Here is a 16,943-nt window from a genome sequence, read left to right as displayed (position 1 = left end):
GGCCACCCCGCCGCCACCCCCACCCGGGCGGCGGCGGGGCGGTGGCGCGCACCGGCGGGGGATTCTAAGGCATCGTCAGATCACGTGTGATGCGGACGCGTTGGGGGATCGGGCGGAGCCCGGCGAGGTGCATAATCCATCGCGTGATCGCCACACTGGACGACGCCGCGCGGCTGCTCCGCCCCGCCGCGCACCTCGGGATCGTCTCCCGTCCGCTGTACCTGCTGCCCCTGCTCCGCGCCGGCGCGCTGACCGCGCTGCTCTCCAGCGAGGCCGCCGACGCCGGTTGGGCCGAGCGCTTCGGGGTGGAGCTGCACTCGCTGGAGGAACACACCCTCAGCCGGGACGGCGGGCCGGGCGGGCCGGGGCTGGACGGGGTGACCGCCCGCCTCGCCGGGCTGGTCGGGGCCCGCTGGCGGGGCCGCGAACTGAGGCTGGCCGGGTACGGCGGCCAGCGCGGGCACTGGACCGCCGCCGTGGAGGCCACCGGCGCCCGGCTGCTGGTGCCGCCACCCGTCCCCGACCACGACGTGCTGGTCGACAAGACCGCGATGCGCGAGTGGTTCGACCACCTCGGCGTGCCGGCCCCGGCCAGCACCGTGGTCTCCGGCCGCCCCGACCACCGCGCGCTCCGCGACCGTTTCGGCGCGGTCTTCGTCGCCCAGTCCCCGCGCGGCTCCGCGGGCAACGGCACGCACCTGGTCCGCTCCGCCGAGGAGGCGGCCGCACTGCCCGAGCGGGAGCGCTGGCTGGTCAGCGAGTTCGTCGGTGACACCGCGATCAACGTGCACGGCTTCGTCGGGGTGGACGGGCCGCCGCAGGTGCTGCGCCCGTCGCTCCAGCTGATCGGGGTCGAGGCGGCGGGCGCCGGGTTCGGCCAGTACGCCGGCTGCGACTTCGGGGCGCCCGCGCGGCTGTCCCCGGTCGCGGTGCGCCGCTGCCTGGACGCGACCGAGCGGATCGGCTGGGCCCTGGCCGGCCTCGGCTACCGGGGCGTCTTCGGGGCGGACTTCGTGCTCCGCGACGACCACGCGCTCGCTCTGGAGATCAACTGCCGGATGCAGGGATCCAGCTGGCTGCTGGGCGAGACGGAGCTGGAGCGCGGTGACGGGCGGCTGCCCACGCCGCTGCGGCACGTGCTGGAGCGGCACGGCGTCCCCACCCTCGGCAAGCCGGACCCGGAACGGGCGGACGGCGTGCAGCTGACCGTCCGCCACACCGGTGCGCCGGCCCGCGCCGTCCGGGTCCCGGAGGCCGGGGCGTACGTGCTGCGCGAGGGCGCGCTGGTCCGCCGGGGCGACGCCGTGGGGCTGCTGGAGTGCGGCCCCGGGGAGACCGTGCTGGTCAACCTGCCCCCGGCCGGCACGCTGGTGCGCCCCGGCGCCGTGCTGGCCCGGCTGGTCACCCGCAGCCCGCTCACCGCCCCGGACGGCCGCACCCTCACCGCCGGTGGCCGCGAGCTGGTCGACGCCCTGCACCGGCTCTACTCCTTCGGGGTGTCCGGCACGGAAGGTTGACGCGGGCGCTCCAACCACCGTGCCGTAGGCTCGCCCGGCGGCGGCCCGTTCCGGACGCCGCGCCGAGCACGAGCAGGGGCTGAGGAGGGTCCGGGACCGATGAGCACGGCAGCGAGCACGTCGAGTACGGAGCCGGCGAGCGCGGAACCGTCCGGCGCGGGCGAGCGGCCCGACGGCGCCGGGGCCCGGGCCCGGTTCGCCGCCGCGGTGGACCGCTACGCGCCCGCCCTCGGCGCGTACGCCGTGGTGAAGGCGACCGGCCTGACCGTCTTCATGCTGCTCCTCTCGCACACCGAGGACTTCCTCAAGAAGAGCGTGGGCCGCGGCGGCGGCGCCCAGCCCTGGGACGTGCTCGGCACCTGGGACGGCATCTGGTACCAGCGGATCGCGGAGAACGGCTACGACCCGAAGCTGGTCCCGCTGCACGGGCTGGGCCCGCTGTCGACGATCCAGGAGAACTCGGCCGCCTTCTTCCCGCTCTACCCGTGGCTGATGCGGCTGGTCGGCGCGGTCACCGGCCTCGGCCCGTACGGCTCGGGGATCGTCGTCTCGGTGGTCGCCTCGTTCGTGGCGGCGGCCGGGATCTTCGCGATCGCCGAGCGGATGGGCGGGGTCAGGGCGGGCGTGATCGCGGCGGTGATCTGGGGCCTGTTCCCCGGTTCCGGGGTGGAGTGGGCGGTCTACTCGGACTCGCTGTTCGTCGCGATCTCCGCCTGGGCCTGCTACTGCGTGATGACGCGCCGCTGGGTGGCCGCCGGTCTGCTCGCCTTCGCGGCCGGACTCAACCGGCCCACGGCGGCCGCGCTGATCGCGGCCGTCTCGGTCGCGGCGCTGGTGGCACTCGTCCGGCGCACGGACGGCATTGCGCGCCCCCTGGCCGCGATGCTGATCACCCCCTGGGGCCTGCTCTGGTACGTCGCCTGGGTCGGCTACCGGATGGGGGACTGGGGCGGCTACTTCAAGCTCCAGCGCGGAGCCTGGAACCGCTACTTCGACTGGGGCGCCTCCACCTCCCGCACCTTCCTGGACGTGATCACCGGGCACTGGACGTTCTGGCAGTCCAACCCGGTGCCGGACCTCATCGCGGTGGCCCTGCTGATCGCCCTGCCCGGGCTGCTGGTGCTGCTGCTGCGCACCAGGCCGCCGCTGGTGCTCGTGGTGTACACGCTGCTGACCCTCTTCACCGCGCTCAGCAGCAACCAGATCTTCAGCAACATCTCGCGCTACCTGCTGCCCGCGTTCCCGCTCTTCATCGGGCTTGCGATCGCGCTGCGCCGGGTGCGGCTGCCCTCCCTGGTCGGCCTCCTCGCGGTGCCGTCGGTGGCGGCCGGCTGGTACGCGGGGTACGCGCTGTTCGAGCTGGGCATCCCGTAGGCCGGGCGTTCCGGCGGCCGTCGGCCGGGGCGGCTCGGTGCGGCCGGGGGTGGCTCTGCCCGGCTCCGTGCGGCCCGGATTTGGTTGGTCACGGGATCATCTGCCGGGAGACGGCCTTGCTACGCTCGGACGTATGACGACGATCCCGCCCGTGCGCCAGATCCGTGACCTCTCCGGCCTGCTGGACCACGCCAGCCACGTGCTGGCGACCCGGATGGCGGCCGCCTTCACCGAGGTCGGGATCACTCCGCGCGCGTACTGCGTGCTCTTCCACGCGATGGAGGCCGAGCGCACCCAGATCCAGCTGGCGGAGCTGGCCGACCTGGACAAGACCACCATGGTCGTCACCGTCGACGAGCTGGAGAAGGCGGGCCTCGCGGAGCGCCGGGCCTCCGCCACCGACCGCCGGGCGCGGATCATCTCGGTGACCGCGGCGGGCGAGCAGGCGGTCGAGCAGGGCACCGCGATCGCGGACCGGGTCCACCGCGAGGTGCTGGAGTCGCTGCCGGACGCCGAGCGGACGGCCTTCGTCTCGGCGCTGTCGCGGCTGGTGGACGGGCACCTGGCGGAGCCGGTGGAGAGCGATCGGACGGTCCGGCGGGCCCGCCGCTCCCGGAGCTGAGAACTGAACGGGACCTTCCCGAGAAAGATAGTCCCGAACAAAACCATCTGTTAGTGTCTTACCCGGTACTCGACGAACCGGGAGACCCGCCATGACCACGCACGCCCCGACCGCCCCGCGCATGCCCCGCAATGCCGCACCGCGCAGTGCCGCACCGCGCCAGGCCGCGCCGCACGGCGCCGGCCGGGAGGCCGCGTCCACCCGCTCCCGCGTGCTCGCCCTCGCGGTGCTCTGCGCGGGGATGCTGATGATCGTCCTGGACGGCTCCATCGTCACCGTGGCCCTGCCGGCCATCCAGGCCGACCTCGGCTTCACGCCCGCCGGCCTGACCTGGACGGTCAACGCCTACCTGATCGCCTTCGCCGGGCTGCTCCTGCTGGCGGGCCGGCTCGGCGACCTGATCGGGCGCAAGAAGGTCTTCGTCGCCGGACTCGCGCTCTTCACCGCCGCCTCGCTGCTCTGCGCGGTCGCCACCGGCCAGGGCATGCTGGTCGCCGCCCGGTTCCTCCAGGGCGTCGGCGGCGCGATGGCCTCCGCGGTCAGCCTCGGCATGATCGTCACGCTCTTCCCCGAGCCGGGCGAGCGCGGTCGCGCGATCGGCGCCTTCAGCTTCGTCGGCGCCACCGGCGCCTCGGTCGGCCAGGTCCTCGGCGGCGTCCTCACCGAGGTCCTCAACTGGCACTGGATCTTCCTGATCAACCTGCCGCTCGGTCTCACCGCCGCCCTGCTCGCCGTCCGGGTGCTCGGCTCCGACCGCGGACCCGGTCTGCGGGCCGGCGCCGACTCCCTGGGCGCCGTCTTGATCACCGCGGCCCTGATGCTCGGCATCTACACCGTCGTCGGCACCGGCGAGTCCGGCTGGACCTCCGCCCGGACCCTCGGCCTCGGCGCGCTCTCCGCCGTCCTGCTGGCCGCCTTCCTGAGGCGCCAGGCCCGTGCCGCCCACCCGCTGCTGCCGCTGCGGATGTTCCGCTCGCGCAACGTCTCGGGCGCCAACGCCGTGCAGGTCCTGACCATCTCCGGGATGTTCGGCTTCCAGATCCTCGTCGCCCTCTACCTGCAGAACGTCCTGGGCTACGGCGCCGCCGCGACCGGCCTGGCGATGCTCCCGGCGGCCGTCGCCATCGGCGCCGTCTCGCTGCTGCTCTCCGCCCGGCTGAACGCCCGCTTCGGCGAGCGCAACGTCCTGCTGGCCGGGCTGGCGCTGCTGGTCGCCGCGCTCGGGCTGCTCACCCGGCTGCCGGCCGACGCCGACTACGCCGTCCACCTGCTGCCGACCATGCTGCTGATCGGCGGCGGCGGGCTGGTGCTCTCCGGCCTCACCGCCCTGGGCATGTCCGGCGCGAGCGCGGACGACGCGGGCACCGCCTCCGGGCTGTTCAACACCACCCAGCAGATCGGCGCCGCCCTCGGCGTGGCCGTCCTCACCACCCTGGCCACGTCCCGCGCCACCACCCTGACCGCGGCCGGCCACTCCGCCGCGGACGCCCTCACCGGCGGCTTCCGGCTCGCCTTCGCGGTCTCGGCCGGCCTGCTCGCGGTGGCCCTGCTGCTCACCGCGGTCGTCCTGAAGCCGGCCCGTCCGGCCGCCGACCGGCCCGCGGCGCCGGTCCTCTGACGTGCCGGTCCGCTGACGTACCGGTCTTCTGACGCGCCGGTCCTGCTGACGAAACGAGCCCCACGGCGTGCAGCCGTACGGCGACGGGCCGCCCGGTCACCCCGGCGGCCCGTCGCCGTACGGCTGCGGTGCCTCGCCGGCTGGTGGCAATCCCCGGCCGGACCGGGTGCCGGCCCGTGGCCCATCTCCCTTGGGGCCGCCTGCCGTTGACGCTGCGACGAGAGTGCTCGCGGCGGGCCGGCGCAGGCCGTCCGCACGTCGGCCGCCTTCAGGCGTCGGTCGTCGGCCGTCGTCGGCGGATCGTCAGTCCGTTCCCCCGGTCACGGCCAGACCAGGCAGTACAGCTGGTGCCCGGCGTCGTGCAGGCGGTTCGCGAAGTCCTGCCACTCGTGCAGCATGCTGTAGATCACGAAGGCGTCGCGCGGGCCCCGCCGGTCGGGCACGGTCGACCAGATGAAGGCGGCGGCGCCGAGCTCGGTCTCGTCGGCCTTGCGCAGCGGTTCGACGACGTTGTGCGGGAGCTGCACGACGGCGTAGTCGGGGTGCAGGACGACCAGCTCCAGCGGCGGGACCTGGTGCAGCGGCACGCCCTGGATCCCGGTGAGCACCATGGCGCTCATCGTCTCCGGCTTGATCTTGGTGGAGAGGTGCCCGTTGGGGGAGCCACTGGTCTCCATCAGGTCGCCGAGCCGCCCGAGCGAGCCGAGCTCGCCCGCGTCCAGGCCGAGGCCGCCGGGTCCGAGCGCGGTCGGGACTCTGGCGGCGGTGGCCCGGTCGGGTGCGCCGAAGTACTTGTAGGTCACCCCCACGCGTCCCTCACCCCGCCTCTCACCGCCGCGACCGCCACGACCCGTACCCGCTCCCGTACCCCCGCGTGCGGCCTCGGCAGGCCGGCGGGGGCCACCCGCGGCCTCGTCGTAGCCGTCCTGCGCCTCGGACACTCGGACCATCCTCACCGGAATTCGCCGGAATCGACAGACCCCCGCACGTCCGGCGTCCCACCGGACGTGCTCCTTACCCGTCATGCGCCGCCGTACCCAGTCCGGGCACACGGCAGTCCTCTTCACACCCCTGCACATGCGGGGAGTCTGCACACCCCGCATGGAAAGCCTGAGTACATAGTCTGACTGGTCCGTCCAGCGGGAGCAGCCAGGGGCCCCGTTGTACGGATAACCGTACAGACTTCGTCACCCGGATCATCGTTCCAGATGATGAGGTCCGACATGCAGAGGTGAAGGACACGATTTGAGACCATGTCTCCCGTGAGCTACCCCTACGAAGCACCCCAGTCCCAGTCGCTCTTCGACCGCGCCTCGGTCGTCACGCCCGGCGGCGTCAACTCCCCGGTGCGCGCCTTCCGCGCGGTGGGCGGCACCCCGCGCTTCATGGTGTCCGGAACCGGCCCCTACCTCACCGACGCCGACGGCCGCGAGTACGTCGACCTGGTGTGCTCGTGGGGCCCCATGATCCTCGGCCACGCGCACCCCGCGGTGATCGACGCCGTCCAGCAGGCCGTCTCCCGCGGCACCTCCTTCGGTACGCCCGGTCAGGGCGAGGTCGAGCTCGCCGAGGAGATCGTCGCCCGGGTCGCCCCGGTCGAGCAGGTCCGCCTGGTCTCCTCGGGCACCGAGGCCACCATGTCCGCGATCCGGCTGGCCCGCGGCTTCACCGGCCGGGCGAAGATCGTGAAGTTCGCCGGCTGCTACCACGGTCATGTGGACGCGCTGCTGGCCGCCGCCGGTTCCGGCGTCGCGACCTTCGGCCTGCCGGACACCCCGGGCGTCACCGGCGCCCAGGCCGGCGACACCATCGTGCTGCCGTACAACGACCTGGCCGCCGTCGAGCAGGCCTTCAAGGCCCACCCGGGCGAGATCGCCTGTGTGATCACCGAGGCCTCCCCCGGCAACATGGGCGTCGTCCCGCCGCTGCCCGGCTTCAACGGCGGCCTGGCCCGGCTCTGCCGGGAGAACGGCGCACTGTTCATCTCCGACGAGGTGATGACCGGCTTCCGCGTCTCCAAGGCCGGCTGGTACGGCCTGGAGGCGGCCGGCGAGGGCTGGGCGCCGGACCTGCTCACCTTCGGCAAGGTCATGGGCGGCGGGTTCCCGGCGGCGGCCTTCGGCGGCCGTGCCGACGTGATGGGCCACCTGGCCCCGGCCGGCCCGGTCTACCAGGCGGGCACCCTCTCCGGTAACCCGATCGCCACCGCGGCCGGCCTGGCCCAGCTGCGCGGCTGCACCGACGAGGTGTACGCGACGGTGGACCGGGTGTCCGCCGAGGTCTCCGCCCTGGTGTCGGACGCACTGGCCAAGGAGGGCGTGGCGCACCGGCTGCAGACCGCCGGGAACATGTTCTCGGTGTTCTTCACCGAGGCCGCCGTCACCAACTACGACGAGGCGAAGACCCAGGAGGCGTTCCGCTTCAACGCCTTCTTCCATGCCATGCTCGCCCAGGGCGTCTACCTGCCGCCGTCCGCCTTCGAGTCCTGGTTCGTCTCGGCGTCCCACGACGAGCGGGCGGTCGAGCGGATCGCCGCCGCCCTGCCGGCCGCCGCCCGCGCGGCCGCCGAGGCCACGGCCTAGTCTTCCCCGAGCCCCAGGAGTATTGAGAAGTGAGCGCCAAGGACATCACCGTCGTCCACCTGATGCGGCACGGTGAGGTGCACAACCCGGAGGGCATCCTGTACGGCCGGCTGCCCGGCTACCGGCTCTCCGAGCTGGGCCGGCAGATGGCCGACCGGGTGGCCGAGGACCTGGCCGGGCGGGACATCACGCACGTGGTGGCGTCCCCGCTGGAACGGGCGCAGGAGACCGCCGAGCCGATCGCCAAGTCGCACGGCCTGGACCTCGCGGTGGACGAGCGGCTGATCGAGGCGGACAACATCTTCCAGGGCAAGACCTTCGGGGTCGGCGACGGCTCACTGAAGAACCCGGGCTACTGGAAGTACCTGACCAACCCCTTCAAGCCCTCCTGGGGCGAGCCGTACATCGAGCAGGCGGTGCGGATGATGGGCGCGCTGGCCGCCGCCCGGGACGCCGCGCGCGGGCACGAGGCCGTCTGCGTCAGCCACCAGCTGCCGATCTGGATCGTCCGTTCCTTCGTGGAGCGCCGCCGGCTCTGGCACGACCCGCGCAACCGGCAGTGCTCGCTGGCCTCGCTGACCAGCTTCACGTACGAGGGCGACAAGATCGTCTCGGTCGGCTACCGCGAGCCGGCCCGCGACCTGCTGCCGGCGCACCTGGTCGGCAAGGGCGGCAAGAGCAAGCCGGTGGGCAAGAGCTTCGGCGCCTGACGCGGTGCCCCGCGGCGCCGGCGCCCTCTCCCGGGCAGGGGTGATGGCCTCTGCCGGGGCGGGGCGGCGCCGGGCGCAGGACCGGGCCGAACCTGATGTAAGGCCTGTCTAAATATGGGCTTCGTCACCACCGGAGAACCCGGGAGGTCTGGTCCAGCCGCAGGTCAGAGGGGGTCCGACACGGAATGTCGGACCCCCCCGAATCCGGTCGGGGGAGCATGCGAAACTTTTCACATGTCTGGCACGACGCGCCCCCGTCCCCGTCTCGCCGCAGCGACCGCAGCCACGGCCGCCGCTGCCGCGCTCGCCCTCAGCGGCTGCTCCTCGTCCGGCTCGTCGGGCAGTGGTGACGGCCAGATCGGTTTCGTCACGGCCAAGGGCACCAACCTCTCCACGGCCGCCGCCGGACACCGCCAGGACGCGCCCGACATCTCCGGCGGCACCCTGGAGGGGACGCCGGTCAAGCTCTCCGACTACCGGGGCAAGGTCGTCGTCCTCAACGTCTGGGGCTCCTGGTGCGGGCCGTGCCGGGCCGAGGCGGACGACCTCCAGCGGACCTGGGAGAAGTACAAGGACCAGGGCGTCCAGTTCCTCGGCATCAACACCAGGGACCCGGAGATCAAGAACGCCGTCCGCTTCGAGCAGGAGAAGGGCGTCACCTACCCGAGCCTGTACGACCCGGCCGGGACCCAACTGCTGAAGTTCCCCAAGGGCAGCCTCAACCTGCAGACCCTCCCGACCACCCTGGTGGTCGACCGTGACGGCAAGCTCGCGGCCCGCGCCGTCGGCGGCCAGACCGACGACGCCCTGGAGTCCATCCTCCAGCCGGTGCTGGCGGAGCAGAAGCAGTGAGCGCGGCACTGCAGCTGGCGGACAACATCGGGACCATCCAGAGCGGCGCGCTGCTGGTGGCGGCGCCGATCGCGCTGCTGGCGGGCCTGGTGTCGTTCTTCTCGCCCTGCGTGCTGCCGCTCGTCCCCGGCTACCTCTCCTACGTGACCGGCTTCTCGGCCGCCGACCTCGCCGACGCGCGCGGGGCCCGGCGCGGCCGGATGCTGGCGGGGGCGGCGCTGTTCATCCTGGGCTTCACCGCGGTCTTCGTCTCCGGCGGGGCGCTCTTCGGCCAGTTCGGCGACACCCTGAAGGAACACCAGGCGGTCATCAGCAAGGTGCTCGGGGTGGTGACGATCGTCATGGGGCTGGCCTTCATGGGATTCGTGCCCGGCCTGAGCATGCGCGAGGTGCGCTCGCACCGCCGCCCGGTGATCGGGCTGCTCGGCGCGCCGATGCTCGGTGTGGTGTTCGGCGTGGGCTGGACGCCGTGCATGGGGCCGACCCTGGGCGCCGTCACCAACCTGGCGCTCAACCAGGCCGACGCCCAGCGCGGCGCCCTGCTGATGTTCTTCTACTGCATGGGCCTCGGCGTACCGTTCATCGTGGCCGCGGTGGCCTTCCGCCGGGCACTGGGTGCCTTCGGCTGGGTCAAGCGGCACTACCCGCTCGTCATGCGGATCGGCGGCGGCATGCTCGTCGTGGTCGGTCTGCTGCTGGTCACCGGGGTCTGGGACTCGATGGTGAATGACCTGCAGTACCAGTTCGCCGACTTCCAGATCGGAATCTGACCCGTGAGCAAGACCACGACCGACAGCGAGCTGCCCCCGGCGACGGAGGCCGCCGCCGAGGAGGCCGCCGAGCGGCTGACCACCGCGCCGGTCGAGTCGGACGGTCCCACCGGCATAGGGGCGCTCGGCTGGCTGCGCTGGATGTGGCGCCAGCTGACCTCGATGCGGGTCGCGCTGATCCTGCTCTTCCTGCTGTCGCTGGCCGCGATCCCGGGCTCGCTGATCCCGCAGAACGGCCAGAACCAGTTCAAGGTCGAGACCTGGAAGACCCAGCACACCACGGTCGCGCCGGTCTACGAGAAGCTCCAGCTGTTCGACGTCTACAGCTCGGTCTGGTTCTCGGCGATCTACATCCTGCTGTTCGTCTCGCTGGCCGGCTGCATCGTCCCGCGCACCTGGCAGTTCGTCGGCGTGCTGCGGGCCCGGCCGCCGGCCGCGCCGCGCAACCTGACCCGGATGCCGGTCTACGCCGCCTGGCGCACCGACGCGGACGCCGAGACGGTGAACGCCGCCGCGCACGCGCTGCTGCGCAGGCGCCGGTTCCGCGCCAACCTGGCGGGCGGCTCGGTGGCCGCCGAGAAGGGCTACCTGCGCGAGGTCGGCAACCTGGTCTTCCACCTGTCGCTGTTCGCGCTGCTCGGCGGGTTCGCCTGGGCGAGCCTGGCCAGCGGCACCGGCGGCAAGCTGATGGTCGGCGGCGAGGGCTACTCCAACACCATCACGCAGCTGGACGACTTCACCGGCTCGCGGTTCTACGGCACCGAGGACCTCGACCCCTTCTACCTGAAGCTGGACAGCTTCAAGTCGAGCTTCCAGACCAAGGGCGACCAGATCGGCGCCGCCCGCGAGTTCACCGCGAACGTCGAGTACTACGCGGGCAGCGACGCCTCCAAGCTGACCAAGGGCACGATCGAGGTCAACCACCCGCTGGAGATCGGCGGCAGCAAGGTCTACCTGATCGGCCACGGCTACGCCCCGGTGATCACGGTGAAGAACGCGGCCGGTGAGGTCGTCTACACCGGCGCGACGCCGTTCCTGCCGCAGGACGGCAACCTGACCTCCACCGGCGTCGTCAAGGTCTCCGACTACGGCGACAAGGACGGCAAGAAGACCCAGATGGGCTTCTCCGGCTTCTTCCTGCCGACGGCTCCGCTCAGCTTCGAGGGCACCGGCCCGATCTCGCTGTTCCCGGGCGACGCCGCCCCCGAGCTGGTGCTCAACGCCTTCGCGGGCGACCTGGGCACCGACTCCGGCCTGCCGCAGAACGTGTACCAGCTGAACCAGAAGAACCTGACCCAGCTCCAGCAGGACGGGCAGCCGGCCAAGGCCCGGCTGAAGCCGGGCCAGACCTGGGAGCTGCCGGACGGCTACGGCACGGTCACCTTCGAGCGCTACCAGCAGTGGGCCAGCTTCAACATCTCGCACCGCCCGGGCAACGAGATCGCCCTGGCCGGCGGCGTGCTGGCGATCCTCGGCCTGGTCGGCTCGCTGTTCGTGCAGCGGCGCCGGATCTGGGTCCGCGCGGTGGCGCTGCCCGGCGGCGGCACCCTGGTCGAGCTGGCCGGGCTGGCCCGCAGCGAGTCGGCGAAGATCGCCGAGGAGCTGGCCGAGCTGGCGGTGGACCTCCAGGACGACGCCCCGGCGACGGACGAGGACCCCGCGACGGACGAGGACCCCGCCGATCCCGGCGCCCGCGCCGATCGGGGTGACGCCGCCGGTCCGGATGACGGCGCCGAGCCCGGTGACGCCGCCGGCAACCCCGTTGATGTACCCGAGGCCGACGAGTCCGACGAGGCCTCAGCACCCTCGGACCCCGCAGTCCCTGCCGACCAGAACTCCAAGGAGTAGACGGTGCACCTCGCCTCGGCGGTCGACCCCCAACTGGCCGACCTCTCCAACAAGCTGATCTATTCGGCCATGGCCGTCTACACGATCGCCATGCTCGCCCACATGTTCGAGTGGACCTTCGGCAGCAAGGGCGCTGTCGCTGTCCGCTCCACCGAGCAGGCCGGCAGCCTGGCCGAGACCGTCGCGGCCGCGGCCCAGCCCAAGGCGGCGAAGAAGGTCACCGTCACGGTCGCCTCGGCCGCCGGCGGCACCACCACGCTCACCCGCACGGCCCTGGCGGGCGAGGGCGCGACGGTGGTCACCAGCGGGCGCGGCGCGGACGAGGTGGACGGCCCGGGCGCGGCCGGCACCAGCGAGCGGGCCGACCTCGCGGGCCGGATCGCGGTCTCGCTCACCGTCCTGGGCGCCATGCTGCACGCGGGCGGGGTACTCACCCGCGGCCTCTCGGTCTCCCGCTGGCCGTGGGGCAACATGTACGAGTTCTCCTGCGCCTTCGCGCTGGCCATGACGGTCGCCTACCTCGGCCTGCTGGCCTCGAAGAGGCCCGTCCGCTGGCTCGGCCTGCCGGTCACCCTGGCCGTCGTGCTCACCCTCGGCATCGCCACCCAGGTGCTGTACACCGAGTCCGAGCAGCTCGTCCCGGCGCTGCACTCGTACTGGCTGGCGATCCACGTCTCCACCGCGATCATCTGCGGCGGCGCCTTCTACGCGGCGTTCATCGCGACGCTGCTGTACCTGGGCAAGGACTCCTTCGACAAGCGCACGGAGGCGGGCCTGACCACCGGCCCGTTCGGCACCTCGGCGTCCGTCTGGCAGCGCCTGCCCGCCGCGTCCACGCTGGACAAGCTGTCGTACCGGATCAACGCGCTGGTCTTCCCGCTCTGGACCTTCACCATCATCGCGGGCGCGATCTGGGCCGAGGCCGCCTGGGGCAAGTACTGGGAGTGGGACCCGAAGGAGACCTGGTCCTTCATCACCTGGGTCGCCTACGCCTGCTACCTGCACGCCCGTGCCACCGCCGGCTGGAAGGGCCGCAAGGCCGCCTACCTGGCCCTGGCGGCGTTCGCCTGCTGGCTGTTCAACTACTACGGCGTGAACATCTTCGTCACCGGAAAGCACTCCTACGCGGGGATCTGACCGGAGGGGGAAGCACCACCGGCCCGGCGCTCCGCAGAACGGAAGCCGGGCCGAGGTGTGACAGGGGTAGTTCGTGCCGGCCACCCGTGCCGGTACGGGGAGGAATTCGAGGAGGAGATCGCGCAATGGAGTGCGACGAGGTCATGCTGACCGTCCGAATCACCGCCGCGGAGCAGCTGCTGCTCCGCAGGCTCGCCCAGGGGCACCGCAGCGACGTGTCCGAGGTCGTGGCCGACGGCCTGCTGGACATCATCCCCACGCTCAGCTCGCGGGCGGACGCCCACCGGCTGCTGGGCGCCCTCAGGGCCCCGGCGCCGTGCGCGCTGACGGTCTGGCTGCCGACGCCGCTGGCCGACCTGCTGGTCCCCGGCGCGGCCCGGATCGCCCAGGTGACCGAGGTGCGGATCGGGTCGGCCAGCGCCATGCTGGGCGCCGCGCTGCGGCTCTGGCTGGCCCAGGACCCGAGTCGGCTGGCCGCCAACCTCAGCGTGATGCACGCCGGCCGTCCGGCCGCGCTGGTCGCGGCCTGAGCCCGACGGGCCGCACGCCGGCCGGCCGTGGACCGGCCGGCGGCGGGTCAGCTGGCGAGCGGCAGGCCCGGATCGCGGTCCGGGCCCGCCGGCCGGCCGTCGAGGGCGTCCCGGCGGGCCGCCCCGCCGTCGGCCGGCTCGGTGAGCAGGCGGCACTCGGCGGCGGTCCGGCCGTCCTGGACCAGCAGTACCCGCACCGGCACCCGCCGGCCCTCGGCCCCGCCGCCGAGGCCGGTCCCGGGCTCGCGGACGGCCCGCACCAGGCAGGGCCGGTCCAGCTCGATGAAGCGGCTGAACGAGGACACCAGCTCGACCGGCACCACCCGCTCGGGGTGCCGAAGCCGGTGCGCGGCCTGCCGGGCGGCCTCCAGCACCAGCATCCCGGGCACGTGGTCCGGGTCGCGGTCGAAGAGCACGGGGTGGCGGGCGTCGGCGCGCAGCAGCCAGCTGCCCGGTACCGGCGACGGCCCGAGGACGACGTCGGCGGCCCGGTCGCGGCCGACCAGTTCGGGCGCGGTGGGGGCGTCGGGGATCCACGGCCCGGCGGGCCGGTTCCCGGCCCCGCGCAGCCGGGCGTACGCGACGGGGGAGAACACCCGCAGCTGGCCCGAGGCGTGGCCGACGAGCCGGCCGTCCCGCCGGATCTCGGCGTGCACCCGCAGCGAGGACAGCCGGCCGTGCCGCATCCGGACGTCGTGGCAGCCCACCTCCAGCATCAGCGAGGCGGGCGCGGCGGTCACGGCGAGGGCGTCCAGGCCGGCCGGGCCGAGCGAGTAGCAGAGCTCGTCCAGCGCGAACTCGTGGCCGTGCGGCACGCCGAAGCCGACGTGGCCGATCAGCAGCCCGGCCTGCCGGACGGTCTCGGCCAGCAGGACGGGGTCGTGGTGCCGGTCGCCGGGCAGCCGGTAGAAGCCGTGCACCCGGGGCCACTGGGCGCCGAGCAGGAAGTCGTACGGGCCGGTCGCCTGCCAGCCGGTGATGAGGACCTCGGAGACGGCGGAGCGGTGGACCAGGTGCCGGGAGACGGTCCGCGCGTGGAAGTCGTAGCCGGGACCGGGGTGGGGATACGGACCGTGGTCATCCGGTTCTACGATCAATGGCATGACGGGCCCCACTCCCGGGTGTCGGTCGACCGGCCGCGCGGGCGGCCTCCACAAAACATACAGACCACCCGGTTTGCGTATCGTGAGTGGGGTCACCGCTGCCGGTAGCTTGGCGTGATCACGTTACCCGGCCTCTGGTCTGCGGGAACGTCCCGCGGGGAGACGGCAGACCTTGGGCGGGGGTCGGTCCCCCCTGGACGGCGGGGGCCATCGAGGGGCTAGATTAGATACCAACCATGCGGTTTCGGGTGGGCCCGTCCGCAGGCGAGGCGTCGCACCACCCACGACGGCGCCCTGACAGCAGCCGGGCGAGCCGGGATCTCGCCGAGGCCGAGGCCGGAGGGGCCAGTGGTCAAGCAGGAACGCGCGGGGAGGACCAGGCGGGCCGTCCTGCTCGCGGCCGCGGACACGTTCGCCGAGGCGGGGTTCGAGTCGGCCAGCCTGGTCGACATCAGCCGCCGCGCAGGGGTCAGCAAGGGCGCGCTCTACTTCCACTTCGTCTCCAAGCAGGCGCTGGCCGACGGCGTCCGCGCCGCCGCCGCACGCGAGATCGGCTCGGCCGCGCTGCGTGCCCGGCGCGCCGCCGGCCCGGCGGTCCAGGGGCTGATCGACTTCTCGCACGAGCTGGCCCGGCTGCTCCGGGAGGACGTCGTGGTCCGGGCCGGGGTCCAGCTCGGCCAGGGCGCCCGGGGCGGCGCCGCGACCGCCTGGCAGAGCCTCACCGCGGTGTTCCGCCGGCTGCTGGACCGGGCCGCCGACGCCGGCGAACTGCGCCCCGGGGTGGATCGCCGGCACGCCGCCGACCTGCTCACCACCCTGGCGGCCGGGCTGGTGCTGCTCGCCCCCGAGGACGCCGGCCGGCTCCGGCCGGAGGCGGTGCGCACCCTCTGGGCGGCCACGCTGCCCGCGCTGGTCCCGGCGGACCGCTGCTCGGCCTACCGGACGTGAGGCGCCTGAGCCGCCGTCGGGCTTGAGGTGCCTGAGCCGCCGTCGGGCTTGAGGTGCCTGAGCCGCCGTCGGGCTTGAGGCGCGGACGCCGCCGGGGCTGCGTCGGCGAGGCCCCGACCGCCGTGCGGTGCCCGAGGCTCAGACGGCGCCGGGCGCCCGGTCGGCGACGCTGAGCCGGGCGAGCGCGTGCGGCTGGACGAGGCCGGGCAGCAGCAGCGTCCACAGGTCGGCCATCCGCTGGAGCAGGTCGCGCCGGCCGGTGAGCACCTGCGAGCTGAGCTGGATCCCGGTCACCGCGCCGGTGATCACCCCGGCCGCGGCCGCCACGTCCAGGCCCGGGTGCAGGTCGCCGGCCTCGCGGGCCTGCTCCAGCAGCCCGCGCGCGGTGTCCGACCAGCCCTGGTACGCCCCGACCTGCGGCTGGGTGAAGCTGCCGTGCTCGATGGTCAGCCGGATGCTGCCGCGCACCATCGGGTCGTCCAGCAGGGCGTGCGCGAAGGCGTAGCCGAGGTCGATCAGGGTCTGCACCGGACTGTCGGAGGCGGGCTCCCAGGTCGCGAGCCAGGCGCCCTGGCCCTCGATCACGGCCAGTGCCAGCTCCTCCTTGGAGCGGAAGTGGAAGTACAGCGCGCCCTTGGTGACGCCGGCCCGCTCCAGGATGTCCGACATGGTGGCGGCGGCGTAGCCGCGCTCGTCGAACACCTCGGCCGCAGCGAGGAGTACCGCCTGGCGGGTCGCCAGCGCCCGGGCCTGCCTGGCCATCGCAGCCTCCCTGGAAAGTTCTCGTGCTCGGCAGCGGCCGATCCTATGGGGAGGCGCCGGGGTGGCGGGCCGCATACCGTCCAGTAGGTATTCTACCGAGCCGCCGGCGGCCGGTCCGGCCCCGCCGGGGCCGGGAACGCCGACGGCCGGCCACCCGGAGAGGGTGACCGGCCGTCGACCGGATGCTGCGGGACCGTCAGGCGGCCTGCTGCCAGCTGACCGGCGAGAAGTACGCCGGGCGGCGCTCCAGGCGCTGCCAGTTGGCGATCGGCTCGACCGGCGCGGCGGCGGCAGCGGCCTGCTGGGCGGCTGCACGGGCCATCAGCACGGCGGTCAGGGCGGCGAGCTCCTCGTCGGAGAGCGAGCCACGGACGATGCGGACGAGAGGTTCGGCGGAAGCGGTCATGGTGTGTTTTTCTCCCCCGGCACGTTACTGGTGAATGGTCAGCTGAACGGCGCTGCTACATCGGCGGGTTGCCGTGCTTGCGGCTGGGCAGGTCGGCGTGCTTGGTGCGGAGCATGGCGAGCGAGGAGGCGAGGACCTGGCGGGTCTCGGCGGGGTCGATGACG

General features: G+C 73.4%; 16 protein-coding genes. 12 read left to right on the top strand and 4 right to left on the bottom strand.

Annotation, left to right across the window (positions count from 1 at the left end):
- Positions 1-143 precede the first annotated feature (143 nt).
- From J5Y04_RS38115 to J5Y04_RS38100, 4 genes are all read left to right on the top strand, one after another.
- Positions 144-1,517, top strand: coding sequence for an ATP-grasp domain-containing protein (locus tag J5Y04_RS38115; RefSeq protein ID WP_209417126.1), 1,374 nt, complete (start codon positions 144-146; stop codon positions 1,515-1,517).
- A 99-nt stretch (positions 1,518-1,616) separates the two neighbouring features.
- On the top strand, positions 1,617-2,891 hold the full coding sequence (locus tag J5Y04_RS38110) for a hypothetical protein (protein ID WP_209417125.1): 1,275 nt from the start codon (positions 1,617-1,619) through the stop codon (positions 2,889-2,891).
- Between the two features lie 133 nt (positions 2,892-3,024).
- Positions 3,025-3,513: a MarR family winged helix-turn-helix transcriptional regulator gene (locus tag J5Y04_RS38105; RefSeq protein ID WP_209417124.1), complete on the top strand. Its 489-nt coding sequence runs from the start codon at positions 3,025-3,027 to the stop codon at positions 3,511-3,513.
- A gap of 91 nt (positions 3,514-3,604) precedes the next feature.
- A complete protein-coding gene (locus tag J5Y04_RS38100) occupies positions 3,605-5,131 on the top strand; it encodes a DHA2 family efflux MFS transporter permease subunit (RefSeq protein ID WP_209417123.1) in 1,527 nt (508 codons plus the stop codon).
- A 320-nt stretch (positions 5,132-5,451) separates the two neighbouring features.
- Here J5Y04_RS38100 and J5Y04_RS38095 read toward each other — a convergent pair whose 3' ends face one another.
- A complete protein-coding gene (locus J5Y04_RS38095) occupies positions 5,452-6,081 on the bottom strand; it encodes a hypothetical protein (RefSeq protein WP_374106205.1) in 630 nt (209 codons plus the stop codon).
- Between the two features lie 303 nt (positions 6,082-6,384).
- Between J5Y04_RS38095 and hemL the strand changes: the two genes are divergently transcribed.
- The 7 genes from hemL to J5Y04_RS38060 all read left to right on the top strand — a co-directional run bounded on the left by hemL (position 6,385) and on the right by J5Y04_RS38060 (position 13,560).
- A complete protein-coding gene (gene hemL / locus J5Y04_RS38090; protein WP_209417122.1) occupies positions 6,385-7,713 on the top strand; it encodes a glutamate-1-semialdehyde 2,1-aminomutase in 1,329 nt (442 codons plus the stop codon).
- A gap of 62 nt (positions 7,714-7,775) precedes the next feature.
- The gene (locus J5Y04_RS38085) at positions 7,776-8,423 is read left to right on the top strand and encodes a histidine phosphatase family protein (RefSeq protein ID WP_148644944.1); all 648 of its coding nucleotides are present in this window, start codon (positions 7,776-7,778) and stop codon (positions 8,421-8,423) included.
- 234 nt (positions 8,424-8,657) lie between these two features.
- Positions 8,658-9,275 (top strand): TlpA disulfide reductase family protein, encoded by a 618-nt coding sequence (locus J5Y04_RS38080; RefSeq protein WP_209417121.1) that lies wholly within the window; start codon positions 8,658-8,660, stop codon positions 9,273-9,275.
- Complete coding sequence (locus J5Y04_RS38075; RefSeq protein WP_307853518.1) at positions 9,272-10,045, top strand: cytochrome c biogenesis protein CcdA; 774 nt, start codon at positions 9,272-9,274, stop codon at positions 10,043-10,045. Before J5Y04_RS38080 ends, J5Y04_RS38075 begins: the two co-directional genes overlap by 4 nt.
- 3 nt (positions 10,046-10,048) lie before the next feature.
- Entirely contained in the window at positions 10,049-11,893 is a 1,845-nt protein-coding gene (locus J5Y04_RS38070) for a cytochrome c biogenesis protein ResB (protein ID WP_209417120.1), read from the top strand.
- A gap of 3 nt (positions 11,894-11,896) precedes the next feature.
- Positions 11,897-13,030: a c-type cytochrome biogenesis protein CcsB gene (gene ccsB / locus J5Y04_RS38065; RefSeq protein ID WP_209417119.1), complete on the top strand. Its 1,134-nt coding sequence runs from the start codon at positions 11,897-11,899 to the stop codon at positions 13,028-13,030.
- Between the two features lie 125 nt (positions 13,031-13,155).
- Positions 13,156-13,560: a hypothetical protein gene (locus J5Y04_RS38060; RefSeq protein ID WP_209417118.1), complete on the top strand. Its 405-nt coding sequence runs from the start codon at positions 13,156-13,158 to the stop codon at positions 13,558-13,560.
- 47 nt (positions 13,561-13,607) lie between these two features.
- Here the strand turns inward: J5Y04_RS38060 and J5Y04_RS38055 are convergent, their stop codons facing one another.
- Complete coding sequence (locus tag J5Y04_RS38055) at positions 13,608-14,663, bottom strand: ScbA/BarX family gamma-butyrolactone biosynthesis protein (protein WP_209417117.1); 1,056 nt, start codon at positions 14,661-14,663, stop codon at positions 13,608-13,610.
- A 348-nt stretch (positions 14,664-15,011) separates the two neighbouring features.
- On the opposite strand from J5Y04_RS38055, the gene J5Y04_RS38050 reads away from it, so the two are divergent.
- A complete protein-coding gene (locus tag J5Y04_RS38050; RefSeq protein WP_209417116.1) occupies positions 15,012-15,611 on the top strand; it encodes a ScbR family autoregulator-binding transcription factor in 600 nt (199 codons plus the stop codon).
- A 138-nt stretch (positions 15,612-15,749) separates the two neighbouring features.
- Here J5Y04_RS38050 and J5Y04_RS38045 read toward each other — a convergent pair whose 3' ends face one another.
- Together J5Y04_RS38045 and J5Y04_RS38040 are read right to left on the bottom strand one after the other, a co-directional pair.
- Positions 15,750-16,373 carry a ScbR family autoregulator-binding transcription factor gene (locus J5Y04_RS38045; protein WP_209417115.1) on the bottom strand — a complete coding sequence of 208 codons (624 nt, stop codon included), beginning with the start codon at positions 16,371-16,373 and terminating at the stop codon, positions 15,750-15,752.
- 196 nt (positions 16,374-16,569) lie between these two features.
- A complete protein-coding gene (locus J5Y04_RS38040; protein WP_209417114.1) occupies positions 16,570-16,779 on the bottom strand; it encodes an acyl-CoA carboxylase subunit epsilon in 210 nt (69 codons plus the stop codon).
- Between the last annotated feature and the right edge of the window lie 164 nt (positions 16,780-16,943).

Origin of the sequence: Kitasatospora sp. RG8 (assembly GCF_017813315.1) — a bacterium.
Lineage (GTDB): Bacteria > Actinomycetota > Actinomycetes > Streptomycetales > Streptomycetaceae > Kitasatospora.
The sequence above is the reverse complement of the archived record's forward strand: the minus strand, read 5'-3'. Positions and strand labels throughout refer to the sequence as shown.